Below are 20,396 nucleotides of genomic sequence, written 5' to 3'. Positions count from 1 at the left end.
TTGAATAAATTTTTAGTGTTAAAACATGGGACTATGCCATACTCAAGATTCAATAACTAAAGGGGTAAAAATTATGCAGTCATTAGAAAATCATTTTTTAATCGCAATGCCATCAATGCAAGACCCTTTTTTTAAACGTGCGGTCACTTATATTTGTGAACACAATGAAGAAGGCGCTATGGGACTTGTTATCAATCAACCGATTGATGTTACCGTAGGTGAGCTACTCGACAAAATTGATATTGATAACGATAAGTCGCAACATGCCGCGCAAGTGACAGTGTATGCTGGCGGGCCGGTAAAAACGGATCGTGGCTTTGTGCTACATTCACCAAAACCGGGGTATTCGGCAAGCCAAAAATTGAGCAGTGATATTATGATCACTACCTCAAAAGATGTATTAGCCACATTAACTACTGCTCAAGCACCCGAGCAATTTATAATTACCTTAGGTTACTCAGGTTGGGAGCAAGGCCAGCTAGAACAAGAGCTACTTGATAATAGCTGGTTGATTATAAAAGCCGACCCTAAAATAATTTTTGATACCCCAGTGGAAAAGCGCTGGGAAATGGCAGTCTCTATGCTTGGTTTTGATGTTAGCCAATTAAGCCCCGAAGCTGGACATGCTTAGGGTCTGTTGACCTTTGCTGATTAAAATTTGTTCAAACTAGGGGCAATTTAATCGCGGCGCGAAGTTTGTAACCTAGTGGGCTAAGTAAAAACCGAGCAACAAAGAGTAAATCGCCCCTAGGCAGAACCCTTCGGGCAGCGCCTGTTTGGCATTGATGCTGCGTTATCGCCTATTTATGGGGAATAACCACACCACAAAGGCTCTGCCTTGCCCAAATACCAAACAGACTGCTGCAAATTCAACCTTGAAAGGTTAACAGACCCTAATAACATAAAAGACAAACATGACTAAGAAAACTGTAAAAGCGCAAGGTGAGCGCACCGTAATGGGATTTGATTTTGGTACTAAGAGCATTGGTATTGCAATTGGTCAAGAATTGACAGGCAGCGCCACCAGTTTGAAAGCGGTGAAAGCTCAAGATGGCATCCCAAATTGGGATGACATTGCTGTACAGGTAAAAGAGTGGCAACCTGACTTAATGGTAGTTGGCTTACCGCTTAATATGGATGGCACTTCTCAAGAGGTCACCTTTAAAGCCAAAAAGTTCGCCAACCGTTTGCATAATCATTACGGTATTGCGGTTCATACTCAAGATGAGCGCTTAACTACCGCTGATGCTAAAGCACGGTTGTTTGAACGTGGTGGCTATAAAAACTTAGGTAAAGGTAACGTAGATAATATGTCTGCGGTGATAATTCTAGAGAGCTTTTTTGAAGCCAGTTATGGCGAATAAATTGATTTAACAAAAAAAGCGCTTAAAGCGCTTTTTTTATGCGTGGATTTAGATTTGGGTCTATTAACCTTTGCGGATTAAAACTCGTTCAAGTAAGGGGCGATTTAATCATGGCGCGAGGTTTATAACCTAGCTGGCTCGATAACTGCTCCTACGTTATTCTACTGGCTTATATCCATGTAGGCAGCAACGAGTTAATTGTTCTTAGGTAATATTACCTTTATCATCAAGGCCATCAATGGTTACACCTTGCAAAAAGCCTGCCCCTTGCTGCTCGTTATTACGCAGTTTTATCATTAAACGTAAATCATTTGGCGAGTCTGCATGATGAAGTGCATCGGCATAGTTAATCCGTTGCTGTCTATAAAGCTCAAACAGCGCTTGGTCAAAGGTCTGCATGCCCATTTCTGTTGATTTAGCCATAGTTTCTTTAATAGCACCAATATTACCGTTTTTAATCAGCTCACTCACCATTGGCGTATTCAATAACACCTCTATAGCAGCAGCACGCCCCTCACCATCAGAGGTTGGGATAAGCTGCTGGGCAATAATAGCGCGTAAGTTTAATGCTAAATCATATTTAAGCTTATCGTGCTTCTCTTTTGGCACTAAATGCATAATACGATCAATAGCTTGGTTAGCATTGTTAGCATGCAAGGTGGCAACACATAAGTGACCAGTTTCTGCAAAGCTTAACGCATACTCCATAGTTTCTTGCGATCGAATTTCACCAATTAAAATAACATCAGGCGCTTGGCGTAAAGAGCTTTTGAGTGCTGACTCAAAACTTTCAGTATCTAAGCCCACTTCACGTTGAGTAATAATGCTTTTTTTATGTTCATGCACAAACTCAATTGGATCTTCTATAGTTAAAATATGCCCTCGTTGATTGCGATTTCTATAACCAATAAGCGCCGCCAAAGACGTTGATTTACCTGTTCCCGTACCACCGACAAATAATACCAGTCCGCGCTTTGACATAATCACATCTGTAAGCGCTGAGGGCAATCCAAGTTCTTTTACATCAGGTATTTGGGTCACAATCCGGCGAATAACCATCCCCGCTCTGTCGCGTTGCCAAAAAGCCGAAATACGAAAGCGCCCTTCGCTGGTTGCAATTGCAAAGTTACACTCTTTGGTGTTATGAAACTCTGCCTTTTGCTTTTCACTCATCGCTGATTCAACTAATTCCAGCGCTTGCTCATCGGTTAGTTTGTCATCATTAAGAGGTATCAGCTCGCCATTAATTTTAGCGCTAATAGGCAGCTGGCTTGATACAAATAGATCAGAGCCTTTTTTGTCGATCATTATTTGTAAAAAGTGATTTAGAGATAAAGTCATAATAATTCCTTAAGCGCTAAACTGCGTCTTATCTTGTGCTTTTGTATACGCCGCTGAGTGAGTGATAATGCCTCTGTTAACAAGGTTTGTTAAACATTGATCCATGGTTTGCATGCCCTGCGACGCACCGGTTTGAATCGATGAGTACATTTGAGCAATTTTATCTTCACGAATTAAGTTACGAATAGCAGGCGTTGCCAACATGATTTCGTGTGCAGCTACTCGCCCTCCACCGACCTTCTTGATCAGTGTTTGTGAGATAACCGCACGCAATGATTCAGAAAGCATAGAGCGGATCATGTCTTTTTCTTCACCAGGAAATACGTCAATAATACGGTCAATGGTTTTAGGTGCCGACGTGGTATGCAAAGTGCCAAACACTAAGTGACCAGTTTCAGCAGCAGTCATAGCAAGGCGAATAGTTTCTAAGTCTCGTAACTCACCTACCAAAATAACATCAGGGTCTTCACGCAATGCACTTCGCAAGGCATTAGAAAAACTATGTGTATCGCGGTGAACTTCACGCTGGTTAATTAAGCTGAGTTTATTATCGTGCACAAATTCGATAGGATCTTCAATGGTCAGTACATGATGATGTTTATTTTGATTTATATAGTCCACCATGGCTGCGAGTGTAGTCGACTTACCTGAGCCTGTAGGGCCGGTAACTAATACTAAGCCTCGTGGGTTATCTGAAATTTGTTTGAATATTTCCGGCGCGCCTAAATCTTCAAGTGTCAATACATCACTCGGGATAGTACGAAACACGGCAGCAGGACCACGATTAGAGTTAAAGGCATTTACACGAAAACGTGCTAAATTAGGGACTTCAAAAGAAAAATCCACTTCGAGATTTTGTTCATAGTCCTTACGCTGGTTATCGTTCATAATGTCATAAACCAGACTGCTGACTTCTTTATCTCCAAGTGCTGGTATATTAATACGTCGCACATCACCATCAACACGTATCATAGGTGACACCCCTGATGATAAGTGCAAATCTGATGCTTTATGTTGCACACTAAATGCCAATAATTCGGTGATATCCATTTATGACTCCACAACTAACTGATAAATATATGGTTACAATAGCAGAACGACTCACATCCGCCTACGCTAGAATTGCAGAGGCAGCGCAAAATGCACAGCGTAATAGTAACGACATTACGTTACTTGCAGTATCTAAAACCAAACCCGCCTCTGATATTATGGCAGCTTATGAGCAAGGGCAACGCCAATTTGGTGAATCTTATGTTCAAGAAGCTGTAGATAAAATAGCGCAACTAGCCACATTTAGCGATATTGTTTGGCATTTCATTGGCCCTATACAGTCAAATAAAAGCGCTTTGGTGGCTGCTAATTTTAACTGGGTACAAAGCGTCGATAGACTAAAAATAGCAAAACGCTTAAACGCTCAGCGCCCACAGGAAATGCCAGCTCTTAATGTACTGATACAAGTTAATATTAGCGCAGAAGATGCTAAATCAGGCTGTACCATAGAAGAGATTGACCAACTAGCGCAATTTATAAGTCAGTGTTCACAGTTAAAATTACGCGGACTAATGGCTATTCCTGCAAAAAGTGACGATGCTAACACGCAAATTCAATATTTTGAGCAATTACAAACTTGCTTTGATAAACTACAGACCCAATATCCTCATATAGATACGTTGTCGATGGGGATGAGTAACGATGTAGAGACTGCCATAGCGGCAGGTTCAACCATGGTGAGGATCGGCACAGATATTTTTGGAACACGAACTTAAAAGGTGATAACAGACATATGTCAGATAAAAAAATCGCATTTATAGGCACAGGTAATATGAGCTACGCCATCATTGGTGGCATGGTAAAAAACGGCTTTAACGCAAACAATATTATTGCAACTAACCGCAACCAAGAAAAACTAGCCAAGGTAGCATCCGACTTTAAGGTGCAAACCACCAGTGATAATAACGAAGCTATGCGCGATGCAGATGTCATTGTTCTGTCTGTTAAACCACAAATGATGGGCGATTTATGCCAATCATTTCAAGATTCAGGCATCGACTTTAGTGATAAATTATTTATCTCAGTCGCTGCAGGTCTAACCGTTAAACGCTTACGTGAAATGCTTGGCCAAGATGTGAAAATGGTGCGTTGTATGCCAAATACACCGTCGTTACTTGGCCGTGGTGTATCGGGCTTGTATGGCGCTGGCGAAACGCAAAGCGAACATGAATTTGTACAACAAGTTTTTGAATGTACAGGTATAGTTGTGTGGGTAGAGCAAGAATCGCAAATTAACGATATCATTGCTGTGACAGGCTCATCGCCAGCTTACTTTTTCTTATTTATGGAAGCGATTGAAGAAAAAGCGAAAGCACTTGGCTTTAATGATGAAGACGCGCGTCGCTTAGTACAGCAAACAGCGCTAGGCGCAGCTGAAATGGCACTTAGCCAACCAGATATTAGCATTTCGCAACTTCGCGCCAATGTAACCTCAAAAGGCGGTACCACGCATGCAGCTGTTGAGCATTTAAAAGCGCAAGGTTTAACCCAAACTGTGGGTGATGCAATGGATGCGTGTATTGCGCGTGCAGTGCAAATGGAACAAGAACTTTAAAACCATTTTTTATTGAAGGTTATACTATGAATGCCATGCAATTTTTAATTAGCACCTTGTTTGATCTATTTTTAATGGTGGTACTACTGCGTTTTTGGCTACAGTGGGCAAAAGCCGACTTTTACAACCCGATGAGCCAATTTGTGGTCAAAGCCACTTCGTTTGCAGTTAACCCGCTGCGAAAAATCATTCCAGGGCTAGGCGGGCTTGATTTAGCCTCTTTGTTGCTGGCATTTATAGTGGCTGCGGCAAAAATAAGTACATTAATGTGGCTTATTTATAGCTCTTGGGCTATTCAACCTGTGCTTATACAGGCGCTAATAACTGTTTTAAAAGAAGGTTTAAATTTAGTCTTTTGGGTGTTAATCATCCGCGCTATTTTAAGCTGGGTAAGCCAAGGCTATAACCCAATTGAAGCGGTATTCCATCAGCTTACTGAGCCAATGTTAAAGCCGATCCGTAAAATCTTACCTCCACTAGGAGGCTTAGACTTATCGGTATTGGTACTGATCATCGGCATTCAGTTTTTACAAATGCTGCTAATGGACCTTTTAGCTTAAGCACAACGTAATATAAAAGAGGCCTAGCGCCTCTTTTTTACATACTCAGGAGTTAACCATGCAACGTTTAATAAAGTTTTGTTTTATTGCTTGTCTCGCTTTAGCATTTAATGCACACAGCGCTCAAGAACAAGGCGCTCAATACAAAGAGCTAGGCCCTTGGCAAGTTCATTACATAGCCTTTCCATCAACGTTTATTCAACCGCAAATAGCTAAAGCCTATGACCTTGAGCGTAGTGGCTATAAAGGCATTGTTAATATTTCAATATTAAAAAATGATGCTGATAAAGCCGCTCAAAAAGCGACATTACAAGGTACCGCTAAAAACTTATTAGGTAACAAGCAAACCCTTAACTTTAAAGAAGTCGTTGAAGGCGATTCAATTTATTACCTAGCACAAGTAGATTACACCAACGAAGAGATTTTACGTTTTGAAATTGAAATCCAACAAGGTAATCAGTTTCAAACATTAAAGTTTAAGCAAAAATTTTACGTAGATTAAATATGACCAACACCTTAGTTCTTGCAACCGGCAACCCCGGAAAAGTGAATGAGCTGGCTAACATGCTCAGCTCACTTAATATTAATGTTGTACCGCAAAGCGACTTTAATGTCAGTGACGTAGCCGAAACAGGCACCACGTTTGTAGAAAACGCGATAATTAAAGCGCGTCATGCGGCTAAAATTACCGGACTGCCTGCTATTGCAGATGATTCAGGCTTAGAAGTTGATGGCCTGAATGGCGCACCCGGTGTTTACTCTGCTCGTTTTGCAGGAAATAGCGCAAGCGATCAAGATAATATCGATAAATTACTGGCTGATTTAGGCAACAACCCTAATCGCAGCGCTCGCTTTTGGTGTGTGTTGGTACTAATGCGTCATGCCGACGACCCTACTCCACTTATTTGCAGTGCTAGCTGGGAGGGCGAAATTACCCTTAGCCAACACGGTAAAGGTGGCTTTGGTTACGATCCTATCTTTTTTGTACCATCAGAAAATTGTACCAGTGCAGAGCTTACAAAAGAGCAGAAGAATGCACTAAGCCACCGTGGGCAAGCACTTAATAAATTACTACAAGAGTTAAAACACAAAGGCGGCCTGTGAACCTTCCTCCACTGAGTTTATATGTGCACGTGCCTTGGTGCGTGCAAAAGTGCCCTTACTGCGACTTTAATAGCCACGGGCAAAAAGGTGACATCCCTGAAGCTGAATATGTACAGCACTTAATTGACGATTTAAAAGCTGATTTACACTTAGTACAAGGGCGAAAAATTCACAGTATTTTTATTGGCGGCGGCACGCCAAGCCTATTAACCGGCGCGGCATATACCCTTTTACTCAATGAAATAGATAGCCTAATTGGTTTAAGCGATAACTGTGAAATAACCCTTGAAGCAAACCCGGGCACAGTCGAAACTGGCCGTTTTAAAGATTATGTAAAAGCAGGGATTAACCGTATCTCTATTGGCGTGCAAAGCATGCAAAATGATAAGTTAAAAGCCTTAGGCCGAATTCATGGTGCCGATGAGGCCTGTTATGCAGCACAACAAGCTAGTGAAGCAGGGTTGAATAGCTTTAACCTTGATTTAATGCATGGCTTACCAGGGCAATCCCTCGATGACGCACTAAGTGATTTAAAACAAATTATTGCCCTGAGCCCTCCACATATTTCTTGGTATCAGCTCACCATTGAGCCTAATACACAATTTGCTTCAAAACCGCCCACGTTGCCGCAAGATGAGACCTTATGGGATATTCAAGAACAAGGCCAAGCATTATTAGCACAAGCAGGCTATCAGCAATACGAAATATCGGGGTATGCAAAACCGGGCTTTCAATGCCAACATAACTTGAATTATTGGCGGTTTGGCGATTATCTTGGTATTGGCTGTGGCGCCCATGGTAAGGTCACTGATGCGAAAACGGGGGTGATAACACGCACTGAAAAGGTTAAACATCCACGGGGCTACATGGACATTATTAAGCCCTACTTGTACAAAAGCTGGCAAGTAGAACAAGACGACTTAGCGTTTGAATTTTTTATGAATCGCTTTCGTTTAACAGAGCCATGCCCGATTGAAGACTACAGTGCACTGACTAATCAGCCATTACAAAGCCAACAAGCGGCTTTGAATAAAGCCATTAACACAGGTTTATTAATAGAAAAAGACGGCCATTGGCAAGTAAGCCTTAAAGGCCATCGCTTTTTAAATGACCTGCTAGAATTGTTCGTATAACGCTTTTGGCGTTATGCGCATGTAAAGTAAATACATGAAAAATTAAAATACCCTAATGGGTTTCTAACAACAAAAGGGAAACGAATGCGTAAACTTACTCTAATTGCTGCCACGGTAAGCGTGGCACTGCTTGCTGGTTGCCAACAAGCAACACAACAATCAACGCCTGCACCGGCGGTTCAAGCTCAACCGGTACAAAGTGAAATTGATAAAGCGAATGCTTTTTTTGAAGACACTTTTAATCGTGATGTAATGAGCAGCCCAGTTTATCAAACCTATATGGGCATCAAAAAAGATTACGATAAATGGGATGACAACAGCGAAGAAAAAGCGCTTAAAGACTTGGCGCAAACTAAAGCCGATTTGGTCACCCTCAACAGCATTGACCGTGTGCAATTAGATGCAGCTACTCAAGTAAGTTATGATTTAAAAAAACAAGATTTAGAAGCCAGCATTGCTGATTTTAAATGGCGTTACCATAACTACCCAGTAAACCAAATGTTTGGTACACATTCTATGGTGCCGGCTTTTTTAATTAACCAGCATCAAATTAGCAACGTAAAAGAAGCCAACGATTACATTGCCCGTTTAAATGGGGTACCGGGTGTATTCGATCAACTGATTACCGGCTTAGAAATTCGCGCCGATAAAAACATTATTGCACCTAAATTTGTATTTCCACACGTGATTGATTCAAGCAAAAACATCATTAAAGGTGCGCCGTTTGAACAAGGTGAAGATTCTACGCTATTAGCTGACTTTAAACGTAAAGTAAATGCATTAGAAATCGACCAAGCTGAAAAAGATGCACTTATTAGTAAAGCGACTGATTCATTAAAAACAGCAGTTAAACCTGCTTACTCTAAGTTAATTAACTACATTGCACAGCTAGAAAAACGTGCTGATGACCGTGACGGTGCTTGGAAATTCCCTGATGGCGAAGCGTTTTACAATAACGCGCTTAAACGTACAACTACGACAGACCTTACTGCAAAAGAAATTCATGCTATTGGTCTTGCCGAAGTGTCACGTATTCATGATGAAATGCGTGCTATTAAAGATAAAGTTGGCTTTGAGGGCGACTTAAACGCTTTTATGCAGTTTATGAAAACCGACAAGCAATTCTACCTTGCTAATACTGAAGCGGGTAAAGCGCAGTACCTAAGTGAAGCTAAAGGCTTAATTGATAACATGAAAACACGCTTAGATGAGCTGTTTATTGTAAAGCCAAAAGCCGACATGATAGTAAAACGTGTTGAAGCTTTCCGTGAAAAAGCGGCAGGTAAAGCGTTTTATCAACAACCTGCCCCAGATGGTTCTCGCCCAGGTATTTACTACGCCAACCTATACGACATGGAAGCAATGCCAACTTACCAAATGGAAGCTCTCGCTTACCATGAAGGTATTCCGGGTCATCACATGCAAATTGCTATTTCACAAGAATTAGAAGGCGTGCCTAAGTTCCGTAAATTTGGTGGTTACACAGCCTACATTGAAGGTTGGGGTTTATACTCAGAGTTACTACCAAAAGAAATGGGCCTTTATGAAGACCCATATTCAGATTTTGGTCGTTTAGCTATGGAGTTATGGCGTGCCTGTCGTCTAGTAGTTGATACCGGTATTCACGCAATGAAGTGGACTCGCCAAGAAGGTATTGATTACTACGTTAACAACACTCCTAACGCCACTTCTGACGGTGTAAAAATGGTTGAGCGTCATATTGTAATGCCATCACAAGCAACGGCTTACAAAGTGGGTATGCTGAAAATTTTAGAACTACGTGAAGCGGCTAAAAAGCAGCTTGGCGACAAGTTTGACATTCGTCAATTCCACGACGTAGTGCTTAAAAATGGCCCTGTACCATTAAACGTTCTAGAAAACTTTGTTGATGAGTGGGTTGCTAGCAAACAAGCTTAATTATCTAGGGTCTGTTGACCTTTCAAGGTTAAATTTGCAGCAGTCTGTTTGGTATTTAGGCAAGGCAGAGCCTATGTGGTGTGGTTATTCCCCATAAATAGGCGATAACGCAGCATCAATGCCAAACAGGCGCTGCCCGGAGGGTTCTGCCTAGGGGCGATTTACTCTTTGTTGCCTACATGGATGTAGGTAAGGGGCGTGAGCAGGACGCGGAAGCTTTGCTCGGTTTTTACTTATTCTTACATGGATGTAAGCCAGTAGAATAACGCAGGAGCAGTTATCGAGCACACTAGGTTACAAACCTCGCGCCGCGATTAAACCGCCACTAGTTTGAACAAATTTCAATCTACAAAGGTAAACAGACCCTAGTAACTACTTAAACATATAAAAGGTCGCAATTGCGGCCTTTTGTTTTATAAAGCAAAAAATTAAGCTAGGATAAAGTAGGTATTCAAGGAGAACAGAATGGATCTAAGCATACAGCTACTCAATGCGCGTATTAAACAACAACAGTTTGATGAGCTTGATAACGACTTTAAAAAGCTTACTGACGCTCAAAAAGTGATGCAGCTTAATTACCTGTTTGAAAGCGCGTTACGCATGAGTATTAAATACGATTTTATGCAAAACATTGCCGTGCGAATTTTAGCGAGCAATACGCCACCAGCGCCGTTTATTGAACAGCTAACCAGTTTAGATGCACTGAGCTTTTTTACTCCTGCGCTTAAATTAAATAAAGGCTTTATTAGTACAGATAGCCATGGCAATAACGTGTTACATAATGTGTTCAAGCACGCAGCGCCGAGTCAATTGCCTTTTAACTATGTTCGCTCGTTAATGTTATTTGAATCTAATGAAGAGTTACTGCATGCATTGGCGCAAATCAATCAGTACGGGCTCACTCCTGTGGCCAGCTATATCGTTTATGCACATAAGCCCAACATACCGGTAAAACATGAGTTTTCAGCCTTACTGGCATTAATGGAAATAGAACAAAAACAAAATCCTACGGCAAAATTACAATTGCTTGAGGTATTAAAAAACGCCCCTCCAAGCGAAATTACCTTGCTGTTAAGCGCCGCATATTTACAGCGCTCTACTGAACAAGTAGCGGCACTAATCTGATAAGTAATATTCTACGCTGGTAACCACGCGTACATTTTTAATTTGCGGTGTGTTTGAGTCCCGATCGTTAATACTAAACTGCCCTTGCCGTGCGGTTTTAATTTTACCTAAAAGGGAGTTTGAATCTTTCGCGAATTTATTTGCTACTTCACGGGCTTTTTCTGTGGCCTCTTGCACCATGGCAGGTTTTATATCGTTAAGCCCAGTAAAAATATATTCAATACGAGTTTGATAGTTATCTTGGACTATGGCTATATTTTGTTTAGCTAACTGACTCACTTTACTCAGTGCATTTTTAACTTTATCGGGGGCATTAGAATAAACAATAATATTTGAGCTAATAACGTATCTAAACGTTTGATTGTCGTTCGCGTATTCACGCGCTTGCTTATCAATAATAGATTGAGTGCCTGTCGATATTTCTTCATCGTCAAAGCCATGTAGCTTTAAAAAGGCAATTACGGCATCGTTCTTTTGCTCAACTCGCTCAACAAGCTTTTCAAGGTTGTTATCGGCGTCATTAAACTGCAGCGGCCAAATAACAGTATCAGCGACCACTTCACGCTCTGCTAAGCCTTTTACCTGAACAGTGCGCTCCATGCCTTTAATATCAAGCGCAGCTCCTTTGATGATAAAGCCCAATGCAATTAAGCCGATGCTTAAACAAACTGCTGCCATAACAACGGTTACATTCGATATTTTATTCACTTCACTCTCCTTGATTAGGGTCTGTTGACCTTTGCGGATTAAAACTTGTTCAAACTAGGGGCGATTTAATCGCGGCGCGAGGTTTGTAACCTAGTGGGCTAAGTAAAAACCGAGCAACAAAGAGTAAATCGCCCCTAGGCAGAACCCTTCGGGCAGCGCCTGTTTGGCATTTATGCTGCGTTATCGCCTATTTATGGGGAATAACCACACCACATAGGCTCTGCCTTGCCTAAATACCAAACAGACTGCTGCAAGTTTAACCTTGAAAGGTCAACAGACCCTAATATCAATAATAAGCATGTTCACGCTCGAAAAAACACAATAAACAGGTTACATTGAGACAGTACAGAACGCAAAACTTAATCAGCCAAGGAAACGCAATGAGTCTAAAACGTATTAACCAGTTTTTTAACCCAAGCTCTGTCGCTGTTATTGGGGCATCAAACACCGCCACTCGCGCGGGTAATGTGGTAATGCGTAACTTACTGCAAGGTGGCTTTAAAGGGCCTATTATGCCCGTTACCCCAAATCATACAGCGGTACATGGCGTATTGGCTTACCCCAGTATTGAAGCCTTACCTAAAGTGCCTGATTTAGCCGTTATCTGTACCAATAAAAACACCTTAATGAAAATTATTGAGCAGCTAGGTACACTTGGCTGTCATAGTGCCATTATTATTGCGGATGGCTTAACCACAGTTCAAAAAAAGGCACTCAAAGAGAGCGCAGCTAAGCATAACGTCACCTTGCTTGGCTCAAATTGCTTAGGGTTACTTATTCCGCATATAGGCTTAAATGCAAGCTTTTCTCATACTGTTGCCACGCCAGGTAAACTGGCTTTTGTATCGCAATCTGCAGCAGTTTGCGCAACTATTCTTGATTGGGCAAAAAATAAAGAAATTGGCTTTTCATACTTTGTATCTATGGGGGATTGTTTAGATATTGAGTTTGACGAAATACTCGACTTTTTAGGCCGTGATGCTAAAACCAAAGCCATCTTACTGTACATCGATAATATTGATGATATCCGCAGCTTTATTTCTGCCGCTCGAGCAGCCGCATTTTCTAAACCTGTTATTGCTATTAAAACTGGCAGAACCAGCGCAGGGGCTCTCGCCGCTGAAATACACACCGGCGGAAAACAAAGCTCAGATGCGGTATATGATGCCATGTTTCAACGTGCGGGTATGCTAAGAGTAAACGACTTACGTGAGCTCTTTGCCGCCACCCAAACCTTGGCAATGCATCCTAAGTTACTGCAAGTAGAGCAACTTACCATATTAACCAATGGTGGCGGCCCTGGAGTGATGGCGGTTGATGAACTCATTCAAAGCTCAGGAAAACTTGCTCAGCTCAGTGATGAAACTCGCGAAGCACTTAATAAAGTGATCCCGCATTCAGACACCGCTGCCAATCCGGTCGATATTTTTGGCGATTCTGCGCCAGTGCGTTATAAGCATGCGTTAGAAATATTACTAAATGCTAAAGAAGTTAAAAACTTACTGATCATCCACACTCCATCAGCTTTGGCCCCAAGTGAAAATTACGCTCAGGTTATTGTTGAGGCACTAAATAAATTACCGAAAATGGCACGCCCGTATGTAATTACTAATTTTATGGGAGAAGATGCTGCTTTTGCTGCAAGACGCATCTGCGCTAATAACGCCATCCCTACCTATCGTACCCCAGAAGGGGCGGTAGGCGCCTTTATGCACTTAGTAAGCTACCGTCGTAACCAAAAGCATTTAACTCAAACGCCAGAATCAAATACTGACGATGCCACTATTAATAAAGCAGCAGCGAAAGCGACTATAAAAGAGTTTTTAAATGATGAACAACATTACTTATCAACCCATCAAGCAAGTCATATTTTAAGTAGTTACGGCATTGACTGTATTCAAACTGAAGTTGCCTACACTCCAACCGAAGCCAAAGAGCAAGCAATAGAGCTGGGCTTTCCGGTGGCATTGAAATTGATTAGCCCCAGTATTCCCTCTAAGTCTGAAGTCGGCGGTGTCGTACTAAACCTCAATGATGCGCAAGAGGTAGAGCAAACCGCATTTGCCATGCTGTTAAGAATAAAGAACACCTACCCTGATGCCATAATTGATGGTTTTTCGTTACAAAAAATGGCACCTCGAGCGGGAGCTAACGAGCTGCGTATAGCCATTAAAACAGAGCCTAATTTTGGGCCGGTTATTTTATTAGGTGAAGCCGGTACAGGGCTTGAATATGCACAAGCCGCAGTCGCTTTGCCACCACTGAATATGAACCTAGCTAAATATTTAATTGCCGCCGCCCATGATAAAGGCGTACTTAAAGATCGTGTTCTGCCAGAAAAAGTAGATAAATATCGCTTGTGTTCACTACTAACTCGAATTTCTCAATTGGTCGTAGATCAACCGGATATCACCTCGTTAGAGCTAAATCCTATTCTAGCTAGTAATGGCCAGTTTTTAGTACTTGATGCCACCATGAATTTGAATCAGTATCAGGCTCAAGCACATCGAAAACGTTTATCTATTCGTCCTTACCCTATTGAACTAGTTGAACAAGTCACTTTAAAAAATAATACCTTAGCAACGCTCAGACCAATCAAACCTGAAGATGAGCAAGCACATCAAGCGTTTGACCAGTCATTAACTAAAGAAGATAGGTATAAACGCTTTTTTGGTGAGTTACCACAATTTAACCACGATCAACTCGCGAAAATGACGCAAATTGATTACGACCGCGAAATGGCGTTTATTGTTACCCAAACACAAGACGAGCAACAGCATACCTTAGGGGTTTCACGAGTGATTATGGACCCAGATAACTTACAAGCAGAGTTTGCTATTGTAGTACGTTCTGATTGCCAAGGGCTTGGATTAGGACGTATTTTAATGAATGCAGCAATTTCTCATTGTAAGCGCCAAGGGGTAAAAACCGTTGAGGGGATCACCCTACCTGAAAACACTGGCATGATTGAGCTGGCTCGTAAACTCGGATTTAAAATTAGTCGTGATTTTGAAGAAGGCAGTATCAATATGTTACTCACATTATAATAATTATTATGCAGAAACTTAGACAAACCATCAACCAAGTATTTGAGTCTTCAGGTAAGTACCAACGGGCCGGTCACTTTTTAGATGCCCTACTAATCACTATTATTATGATAAATGTGGTGGCCATCGTACTCGAATCAGTGAACAGCATTGCCACTGAGTACTACAACGAATTTTTAATGTTAGAGCTGGTATCGGTTGCCATATTTAGTGCTGAATACCTAATACGTGCTTGGACCTGTGTAGATAGAGTAAAATACGCCTCTATGGATTGCTCCAATACACAAAAGCGGATCCGCTATATTTTATCACCACTGGCTATCATCGATTTAATCGCCATTTTGCCAAGCCTGCTAATGCTTTTCTTTGCTTTAGACTTGCGTTTTTTACGCGTACTACGTTTATTAAGAGTATTTAAGCTCACTCGTTATTCACGGGCTATGCAGCTGTTATTACAGGCATTTATTGATGAAGCAAGTTCATTATTGGCTGCATTTTTTATTATGGCAGTAGTACTTATTTTAGCTTCATGCGGTATTTATTTATTAGAACATGACATTCAACCAGACAAGTTTGGCTCAATTCCGGCCGCAATGTGGTGGGCAATGGCAACACTTACGACTGTAGGCTATGGTGATGTTGTGCCAATAACACCCATTGGTAAGCTGTTTGGTGGTGTCATCACTCTAGTAAGCATGGGCATGGTGGCTATACCCACTGGTTTATTAGCGTCGAGCTTTTCAGAGCAAGTTCGTAAACGTCGTCAGTTATTTGAAGATGCCACCCATGAGCAAATAACCGACGGTAAACTCTCCGACGAGCAATTACATCACCTAGAAGATCTTCGCTACAAACTCGGGTTAAGTAAGTTAGAAGCTAATAAAGCAATAAAAGCGGAACTTAATAAACGCAGCTCACATTTATTTTGTCGCCATTGTGGTAAGCGCCCTTAATAACACATACACAAAGCTGAGGCGCTTTAAGCTTGTGAAAATACAGGCTGCCAATCGCGTTCAATGAGCTCAAGCACTTGCTCTTTAGGCACCGCTTTACTGAACAAATAACCTTGAAAGTAGCTGCAACCTTGAGCTTTTAAGAAGGCCAGTTGATGTGCGCTTTCAACCCCTTCAGCAATACACTCTTTACCTAAACTGCTGGCTAAAGTCAGCGTGGATTGAATAATCGCTTCATTATCCGAATCAATACCAATATCTTGTACAAAACTACGATCAATTTTTAATACATCAATGGGGAAGCGCTTTAAATACGTTAATGAAGCATAACCTGTTCCAAAGTCATCCATGTATAATTTACATCCGAGCTGCTTTAGTGCATCCATATTTTTAAGCGCATACTCTGAGTCTCTCATTAAAATAGACTCTGTTATTTCAAATACAATAGCCTCAGGCGGTAGTGCCGCATTACTCAATGCCTGGCGAATTTCAGGCATAAGCTCAGCAAACTCAAAATCAAGTGCTGATAAATTAATTGATAAATATAAATCGGGGTTAACTGTGCGCCAACGCACTAATTGTACAAGTGCTCGTTTAAATGTTTGCAGCATAATTTTGGTAATTAAACCAATATTTTCAGCCACATTTGCAAACTCTTGCGTACTAGCTAGCTGATTTTCAGGCCAGCGTAATAACACCTCAAAGCCTACCGTTCTTTGTGTAGATGTACTAATTATAGGTTGATAGTAATTACAAAACTCGTGCTCATGATACGCTTTGATCAATTGCGACTCTAAATGCAGCGCCCTTTCAATTTTTTGATTCATTTCTTGTTTGTAAAACTTGTAACCACCTTCTAAACCATCTTTAGCATAATAGAGCGCCACATTTGATGCTTTTAACAGCGCTTTATAATACGTCGCGTCATCAGGGAAAAGCGCCACCCCAATACTTAGATGAACCTTCACACTTTGGTTATTCATAGCAATGTCTTTACTCACACAATCCATAAGCTTGGTGCATATAAGTAATACTTCTTCTATTTGTTGAATATCTTCAACTAAAATAACAAATTCACCACCACTTAAACGCGCTACGCTATCACAGGGACGCAATGCTATTTTTAAACGATTTGCCACCAGCTTAATGATCTCATCAGCGCTTTCTGTCCCAAATGAGTCATTAAAGTATTTAAAGCGTTTTATATTTACGTGTATTAAAGCGACTTTACTGTGATGGCGACGCGCTTGATCTATGGCATGCATAGCTCGGTCGTTAAACAGAGTTCTGTTTGGCAAACCCGTTAATGAATCGTAATTAGTTAATAAATGTAGCTCATTCTCAGCTGACTTTTGGGCATGAATATCCGTTAAAATAACCACATAACTGCTTAATCTTTGGCTTTCATCCGCTACAGCGCTTATTTTTACTAACACATGGCGCTGTTCCTTATTAGCCAATACCACAGTATCTTCACATGAGAAATGCTCACCTACTTCAAGTTTTTGCATAATGCGTAAATAATCAAAATAGCTACTGCGAGTCATACCTAAATTAAGTGAGCGAGTTGAACGAGGCTCTGCCGATAAAGCAAAAGCCGCTTGTAGCGACTTATTTGAAGCACGTATATTAAAGTTTTTATCTAAAATAAACACCCAATCTCGAGTCTGCTCAAACGCGGCAGTAAATAGTCGAGCGTGTTCTTCAAATGCCATCTCGCGTGTCATATTGGTATACGTACCCGCTACTTTTTGCGGAGTTGTTTCATTCCATTCAACCACTTTGCCAAAGTCTTTGTACCAGCGCCAATGACCTTTGGCATGACGCAATCGGTAAGTACAGTTAAAATATCCTTTGTCAGTTGATAAAAATTCTAACCACTCTAACCTAAAAATAGCACGCTCTTGTGGGTGAACTTTATCTAAGTAGTCATCTAAACTGACTGAGTCTTCCGCATAACCTAATTCGTTGACTAACCTTGGCTGATAAATATTTAACTGATTTGCTTGCCAATCCCATACCCCCGATTCACTCCCCTCTAGTGCAAGCTTTAAGCGCGCCTCGCTATCTTGGCTTTCTTTGTGTGCAGCTAATAAAATACGCTGTATTTTGTTACGTCTCATCACCCATGCAGTCACTACAGTGATCAACAAAATAGCATAAAGTGCTAAAAAGTAAGGGGCCCGCCATAACGGGTATTTCACTTTAATATTTAACGTTGCTGGCGGAGTATACTCACCCGTCAACGGATCCTTTGCCCAGACTTTTAACTGGTAGCTACCGGGGTTTAATTTAGGAAACACCACGCGATTATTACGGGTATAACTTTTTTTACCTTTATCGAGCTGATATTCATAAATAATACGTTCTTGAAAACTGAATGACATCGCTGAGAACGCAATTTCAAGCCCTATATCATCATGATTTAAAGTAATATTTTTTAATGGCTGTTGTAAGTTAATCGACAAATTTCGAGACATTAAATTAATGCGAGTAATGTTGACATGTTCTAACAAACCTTGGCTATTTTTATTCTCTTTGGGATCAAAATAGGTAAAGCCTTTAAGGCTACCATAGGCAATTCGTCCATCATTTAATTTTGCCATAGCACCACTATTAAATTCAGCAGAAAGCACCCCGTCTGATGTAGTAAACTGCTGAAAATGAATAGTGTTAGGGTTTAGTCGCCATATTCCTTTATGACTACTCATCCAAATCATTCCCTCTTCATCTAGCACCATATCGTATAATAGTGTGCCTAATTTATTTTTATCTAAATCAATGGTATGCACTAATTCATAGCTGCTGGCATCAATTCCAATCAAACCAAAGTTAGATAAAGAGAGCCATAGAATCCCTTGCCTGTCTTCAACATACGAAAGAATTCTCACTGCAACATTGTCATGATGTTTGGGTACTTTATAAAGCGTATTTAAACTGAGCTCATCAGGATTAAACTGGTATAACACCCCACCACTAAAAAATAGCGGCCACTTTGGCTGAGAGGGCAACGGCGGTAAAAAGCCATGTGCTAAGAACGGGTCAAATTGGGAAAATTCGCCTTTTAATGGGGTTAAAATCAGGCTATCAATATTATATTTAAACATGCCATGATCAGGGTGAACAAAATATAAATCACCATTTTCTAACAAGGCAATACCATGCATCCAGTCGTTTAAAAATATTTGGTTCTTGGGGCTGGCAGTTTTAGGTTGAGTAAGCTGCTGGGTTTGGGGGTCAAAAATAAACAGCCCTCGGTTTGTTTGTAACCAAAGTTTATTTTTGTAAGGCATAATTTTGAAAATAGTAAATTCTGTGGTTAGTAAATCAACTTTATAATCTTTTAAATACACCGTTGAGGTGTTATTTTTTATATCAACCGCAGTTAAACCATTATGGGTACCTAACCATAACTTATCTTGGAATTGTTTAATTGCCCAGACTGAGTGATGCGAAAATCCATCCCCTCCCAGAGCATTTCCCTCTACATTATAAAACTTATAGTTGTCTCCCGATAAATAAAAAGCACCATCAGTTTTAGTCGCAAGCCACATACCGCCTGATTTATCTTTTACCATATCAATAATGCTGGTATCGGCAAGGGTGTATTTACTTTGTTGAATACGTTTATTTTTAACCACCGTTTTGGTGGTCAAATTAAAGCTGAGCAGACCTTTGTCTGTTGCTAAATCAAGAACCCCCTGCTGATTATCTATATCCCAAACATTTAAATCAGCCAGCAGCTTTTCATTTGTAAATGACTGCTCATTATTATTAAACAATGCCTCTATATTGCTAATATCAACAGCGTATAAACCTTTAACAGCCCCAACCAATAACTGATTACTATCACCCAGTGCAAATGACTTCACATTGTTTTGATAGATGTGTACATCGGTTTCGCTTAAATGCTCTAGAGGGCGTACTTGTTGCGTTGCAATATTAAATACATAAGCACCGTCTGTACTGCCAATAAAGATATAGCCATTGTAATGAAACAAGGTACGTACAAATGCATTTTCAAATTGCTCAGGCAGCTTAAATAAAGGAGTAATAGAGCCACTGGCTATATCAAGTTTTGCAAACACTCGCCCTTGTCCAATCCACAAGGATTTATCATCTGTGGCCAACATAGTAAAAACAGACTGCTGAAGAATTTGCTCTTCTGTCACTGGCTTTTTTAGATACTGCTGATAGGTATTTGTTTGCGGGTCATACCTGAAAAGCCCCGCTAACAAGGAAGCAATCCAAATTTGCCCTTCTGGATCTTGGTATATGCGATCAATAATGGTCTCTTCTAACTCACCATTTGGGCCATTAATTGGAATAACCTGATAGCCGTCGTAGCGATTTAACCCTCCTTCAGTAGAGAGCCATAAATAGCCATTATTATCAATAAGCATAGTATTAACGTAGCTTTGAGATAACCCTTCGCTCGGGGATAGCCTTTTTACTTGCGCTGTTGCAGCGAGGCTTATGAGCATAAATAGCACAAACATGGCTGTGATAAACCTATTAATACAGATGCCCATGTGTTTC

At 40.9% G+C, this 20,396-nt stretch carries 16 protein-coding genes; 12 read left to right on the top strand and 4 right to left on the bottom strand.

The annotated features are described in order from the left end of the window. Positions 1 to 73: 73 nt before the first annotated feature. Both QL989_RS02400 and ruvX read left to right on the top strand, forming a co-directional pair. A complete protein-coding gene (locus QL989_RS02400) occupies positions 74 to 631 on the top strand; it encodes a YqgE/AlgH family protein (RefSeq protein WP_010391585.1) in 558 nt (185 codons plus the stop codon). A gap of 283 nt (positions 632 to 914) precedes the next feature. Continuing rightward, the gene (ruvX, locus tag QL989_RS02395) at positions 915 to 1,364 is read left to right on the top strand and encodes a Holliday junction resolvase RuvX (protein WP_010391588.1); all 450 of its coding nucleotides are present in this window, start codon (positions 915 to 917) and stop codon (positions 1,362 to 1,364) included. Positions 1,365 to 1,568: 204 nt separating this feature from the next. Here ruvX and QL989_RS02390 read toward each other — a convergent pair whose 3' ends face one another. After that, a complete protein-coding gene (locus tag QL989_RS02390; protein ID WP_290167912.1) occupies positions 1,569 to 2,705 on the bottom strand; it encodes a PilT/PilU family type 4a pilus ATPase in 1,137 nt (378 codons plus the stop codon). A gap of 9 nt (positions 2,706 to 2,714) precedes the next feature. Then, on the bottom strand, positions 2,715 to 3,755 hold the full coding sequence (locus QL989_RS02385) for a type IV pilus twitching motility protein PilT (protein ID WP_010391590.1): 1,041 nt from the start codon (positions 3,753 to 3,755) through the stop codon (positions 2,715 to 2,717). A gap of 2 nt (positions 3,756 to 3,757) precedes the next feature. Between QL989_RS02385 and QL989_RS02380 the strand changes: the two genes are divergently transcribed. The 8 genes from QL989_RS02380 to QL989_RS02345 all read left to right on the top strand — a co-directional run bounded on the left by QL989_RS02380 (position 3,758) and on the right by QL989_RS02345 (position 11,149). Next, positions 3,758 to 4,471, top strand: a complete 714-nt coding sequence (locus QL989_RS02380; protein ID WP_290167910.1) for a YggS family pyridoxal phosphate-dependent enzyme — start codon at positions 3,758 to 3,760, stop codon at positions 4,469 to 4,471. A 17-nt stretch (positions 4,472 to 4,488) separates the two neighbouring features. Next, a complete protein-coding gene (proC, locus tag QL989_RS02375) occupies positions 4,489 to 5,310 on the top strand; it encodes a pyrroline-5-carboxylate reductase (protein WP_138609266.1) in 822 nt (273 codons plus the stop codon). Between the two features lie 26 nt (positions 5,311 to 5,336). Continuing rightward, positions 5,337 to 5,870 carry a YggT family protein gene (locus QL989_RS02370; RefSeq protein WP_008113334.1) on the top strand — a complete coding sequence of 178 codons (534 nt, stop codon included), beginning with the start codon at positions 5,337 to 5,339 and terminating at the stop codon, positions 5,868 to 5,870. Between the two features lie 58 nt (positions 5,871 to 5,928). Next, a complete protein-coding gene (locus QL989_RS02365) occupies positions 5,929 to 6,372 on the top strand; it encodes a DUF4426 domain-containing protein (RefSeq protein WP_054201912.1) in 444 nt (147 codons plus the stop codon). A 2-nt stretch (positions 6,373 to 6,374) separates the two neighbouring features. Continuing rightward, positions 6,375 to 6,974, top strand: coding sequence for an XTP/dITP diphosphatase (locus tag QL989_RS02360; RefSeq protein WP_290167907.1), 600 nt, complete (start codon positions 6,375 to 6,377; stop codon positions 6,972 to 6,974). Continuing rightward, the gene (gene hemW / locus QL989_RS02355) at positions 6,971 to 8,107 is read left to right on the top strand and encodes a radical SAM family heme chaperone HemW (RefSeq protein WP_290167904.1); all 1,137 of its coding nucleotides are present in this window, start codon (positions 6,971 to 6,973) and stop codon (positions 8,105 to 8,107) included. The genes QL989_RS02360 and hemW overlap by 4 nt, the downstream gene beginning before the upstream one ends. A gap of 84 nt (positions 8,108 to 8,191) precedes the next feature. After that, positions 8,192 to 10,024 carry a DUF885 domain-containing protein gene (locus tag QL989_RS02350; protein WP_290167901.1) on the top strand — a complete coding sequence of 611 codons (1,833 nt, stop codon included), beginning with the start codon at positions 8,192 to 8,194 and terminating at the stop codon, positions 10,022 to 10,024. Positions 10,025 to 10,489: 465 nt separating this feature from the next. Continuing rightward, the gene (locus QL989_RS02345) at positions 10,490 to 11,149 is read left to right on the top strand and encodes a hypothetical protein (protein ID WP_290167898.1); all 660 of its coding nucleotides are present in this window, start codon (positions 10,490 to 10,492) and stop codon (positions 11,147 to 11,149) included. Here the strand turns inward: QL989_RS02345 and QL989_RS02340 are convergent. After that, on the bottom strand, positions 11,141 to 11,857 hold the full coding sequence (locus QL989_RS02340) for an SIMPL domain-containing protein (protein WP_290167896.1): 717 nt from the start codon (positions 11,855 to 11,857) through the stop codon (positions 11,141 to 11,143). The two genes, QL989_RS02345 and QL989_RS02340, sit on opposite strands and share 9 nt — an antisense overlap. 380 nt (positions 11,858 to 12,237) lie before the next feature. Here QL989_RS02340 and QL989_RS02330 point away from each other — a divergent pair, with 380 nt between their 5' ends. After that, positions 12,238 to 14,904 carry a bifunctional acetate--CoA ligase family protein/GNAT family N-acetyltransferase gene (locus QL989_RS02330; protein ID WP_290167894.1) on the top strand — a complete coding sequence of 889 codons (2,667 nt, stop codon included), beginning with the start codon at positions 12,238 to 12,240 and terminating at the stop codon, positions 14,902 to 14,904. 8 nt (positions 14,905 to 14,912) lie between these two features. Further along, positions 14,913 to 15,857 carry an ion transporter gene (locus QL989_RS02325; RefSeq protein ID WP_290167892.1) on the top strand — a complete coding sequence of 315 codons (945 nt, stop codon included), beginning with the start codon at positions 14,913 to 14,915 and terminating at the stop codon, positions 15,855 to 15,857. Positions 15,858 to 15,883: 26 nt separating this feature from the next. On the opposite strand, the gene QL989_RS02320 is transcribed toward QL989_RS02325, so the two are convergent. Continuing rightward, complete coding sequence (locus QL989_RS02320; RefSeq protein ID WP_290167890.1) at positions 15,884 to 20,389, bottom strand: EAL domain-containing protein; 4,506 nt, start codon at positions 20,387 to 20,389, stop codon at positions 15,884 to 15,886. Positions 20,390 to 20,396: the final 7 nt, after the last annotated feature.

The sequence above is a fragment of the Pseudoalteromonas sp. APC 3224 genome, assembly GCF_030407535.1.
Taxonomy (GTDB): Bacteria; Pseudomonadota; Gammaproteobacteria; order Enterobacterales; family Alteromonadaceae; genus Pseudoalteromonas.
This window is presented reverse-complemented; position numbering and strand designations above follow the sequence as displayed.

Coding starts and splice junctions, on each gene's coding strand:
- QL989_RS02400 (WP_010391585.1), top strand. CDS start 74: ATGCAGTCATTAGAAAATCATTTTTTAATCGCAATGCCATCAATGCAA.
- ruvX (WP_010391588.1), top strand. CDS start 915: ATGACTAAGAAAACTGTAAAAGCGCAAGGTGAGCGCACCGTAATGGGA.
- QL989_RS02390 (WP_290167912.1), bottom strand. CDS start 2,705: ATGACTTTATCTCTAAATCACTTTTTACAAATAATGATCGACAAAAAA.
- QL989_RS02385 (WP_010391590.1), bottom strand. CDS start 3,755: ATGGATATCACCGAATTATTGGCATTTAGTGTGCAACATAAAGCATCA.
- QL989_RS02380 (WP_290167910.1), top strand. CDS start 3,758: ATGACTCCACAACTAACTGATAAATATATGGTTACAATAGCAGAACGA.
- proC (WP_138609266.1), top strand. CDS start 4,489: ATGTCAGATAAAAAAATCGCATTTATAGGCACAGGTAATATGAGCTAC.
- QL989_RS02370 (WP_008113334.1), top strand. CDS start 5,337: ATGAATGCCATGCAATTTTTAATTAGCACCTTGTTTGATCTATTTTTA.
- QL989_RS02365 (WP_054201912.1), top strand. CDS start 5,929: ATGCAACGTTTAATAAAGTTTTGTTTTATTGCTTGTCTCGCTTTAGCA.
- QL989_RS02360 (WP_290167907.1), top strand. CDS start 6,375: ATGACCAACACCTTAGTTCTTGCAACCGGCAACCCCGGAAAAGTGAAT.
- QL989_RS02350 (WP_290167901.1), top strand. CDS start 8,192: ATGCGTAAACTTACTCTAATTGCTGCCACGGTAAGCGTGGCACTGCTT.
- QL989_RS02345 (WP_290167898.1), top strand. CDS start 10,490: ATGGATCTAAGCATACAGCTACTCAATGCGCGTATTAAACAACAACAG.
- QL989_RS02330 (WP_290167894.1), top strand. CDS start 12,238: ATGAGTCTAAAACGTATTAACCAGTTTTTTAACCCAAGCTCTGTCGCT.
- QL989_RS02325 (WP_290167892.1), top strand. CDS start 14,913: ATGCAGAAACTTAGACAAACCATCAACCAAGTATTTGAGTCTTCAGGT.
- QL989_RS02320 (WP_290167890.1), bottom strand. CDS start 20,389: ATGGGCATCTGTATTAATAGGTTTATCACAGCCATGTTTGTGCTATTT.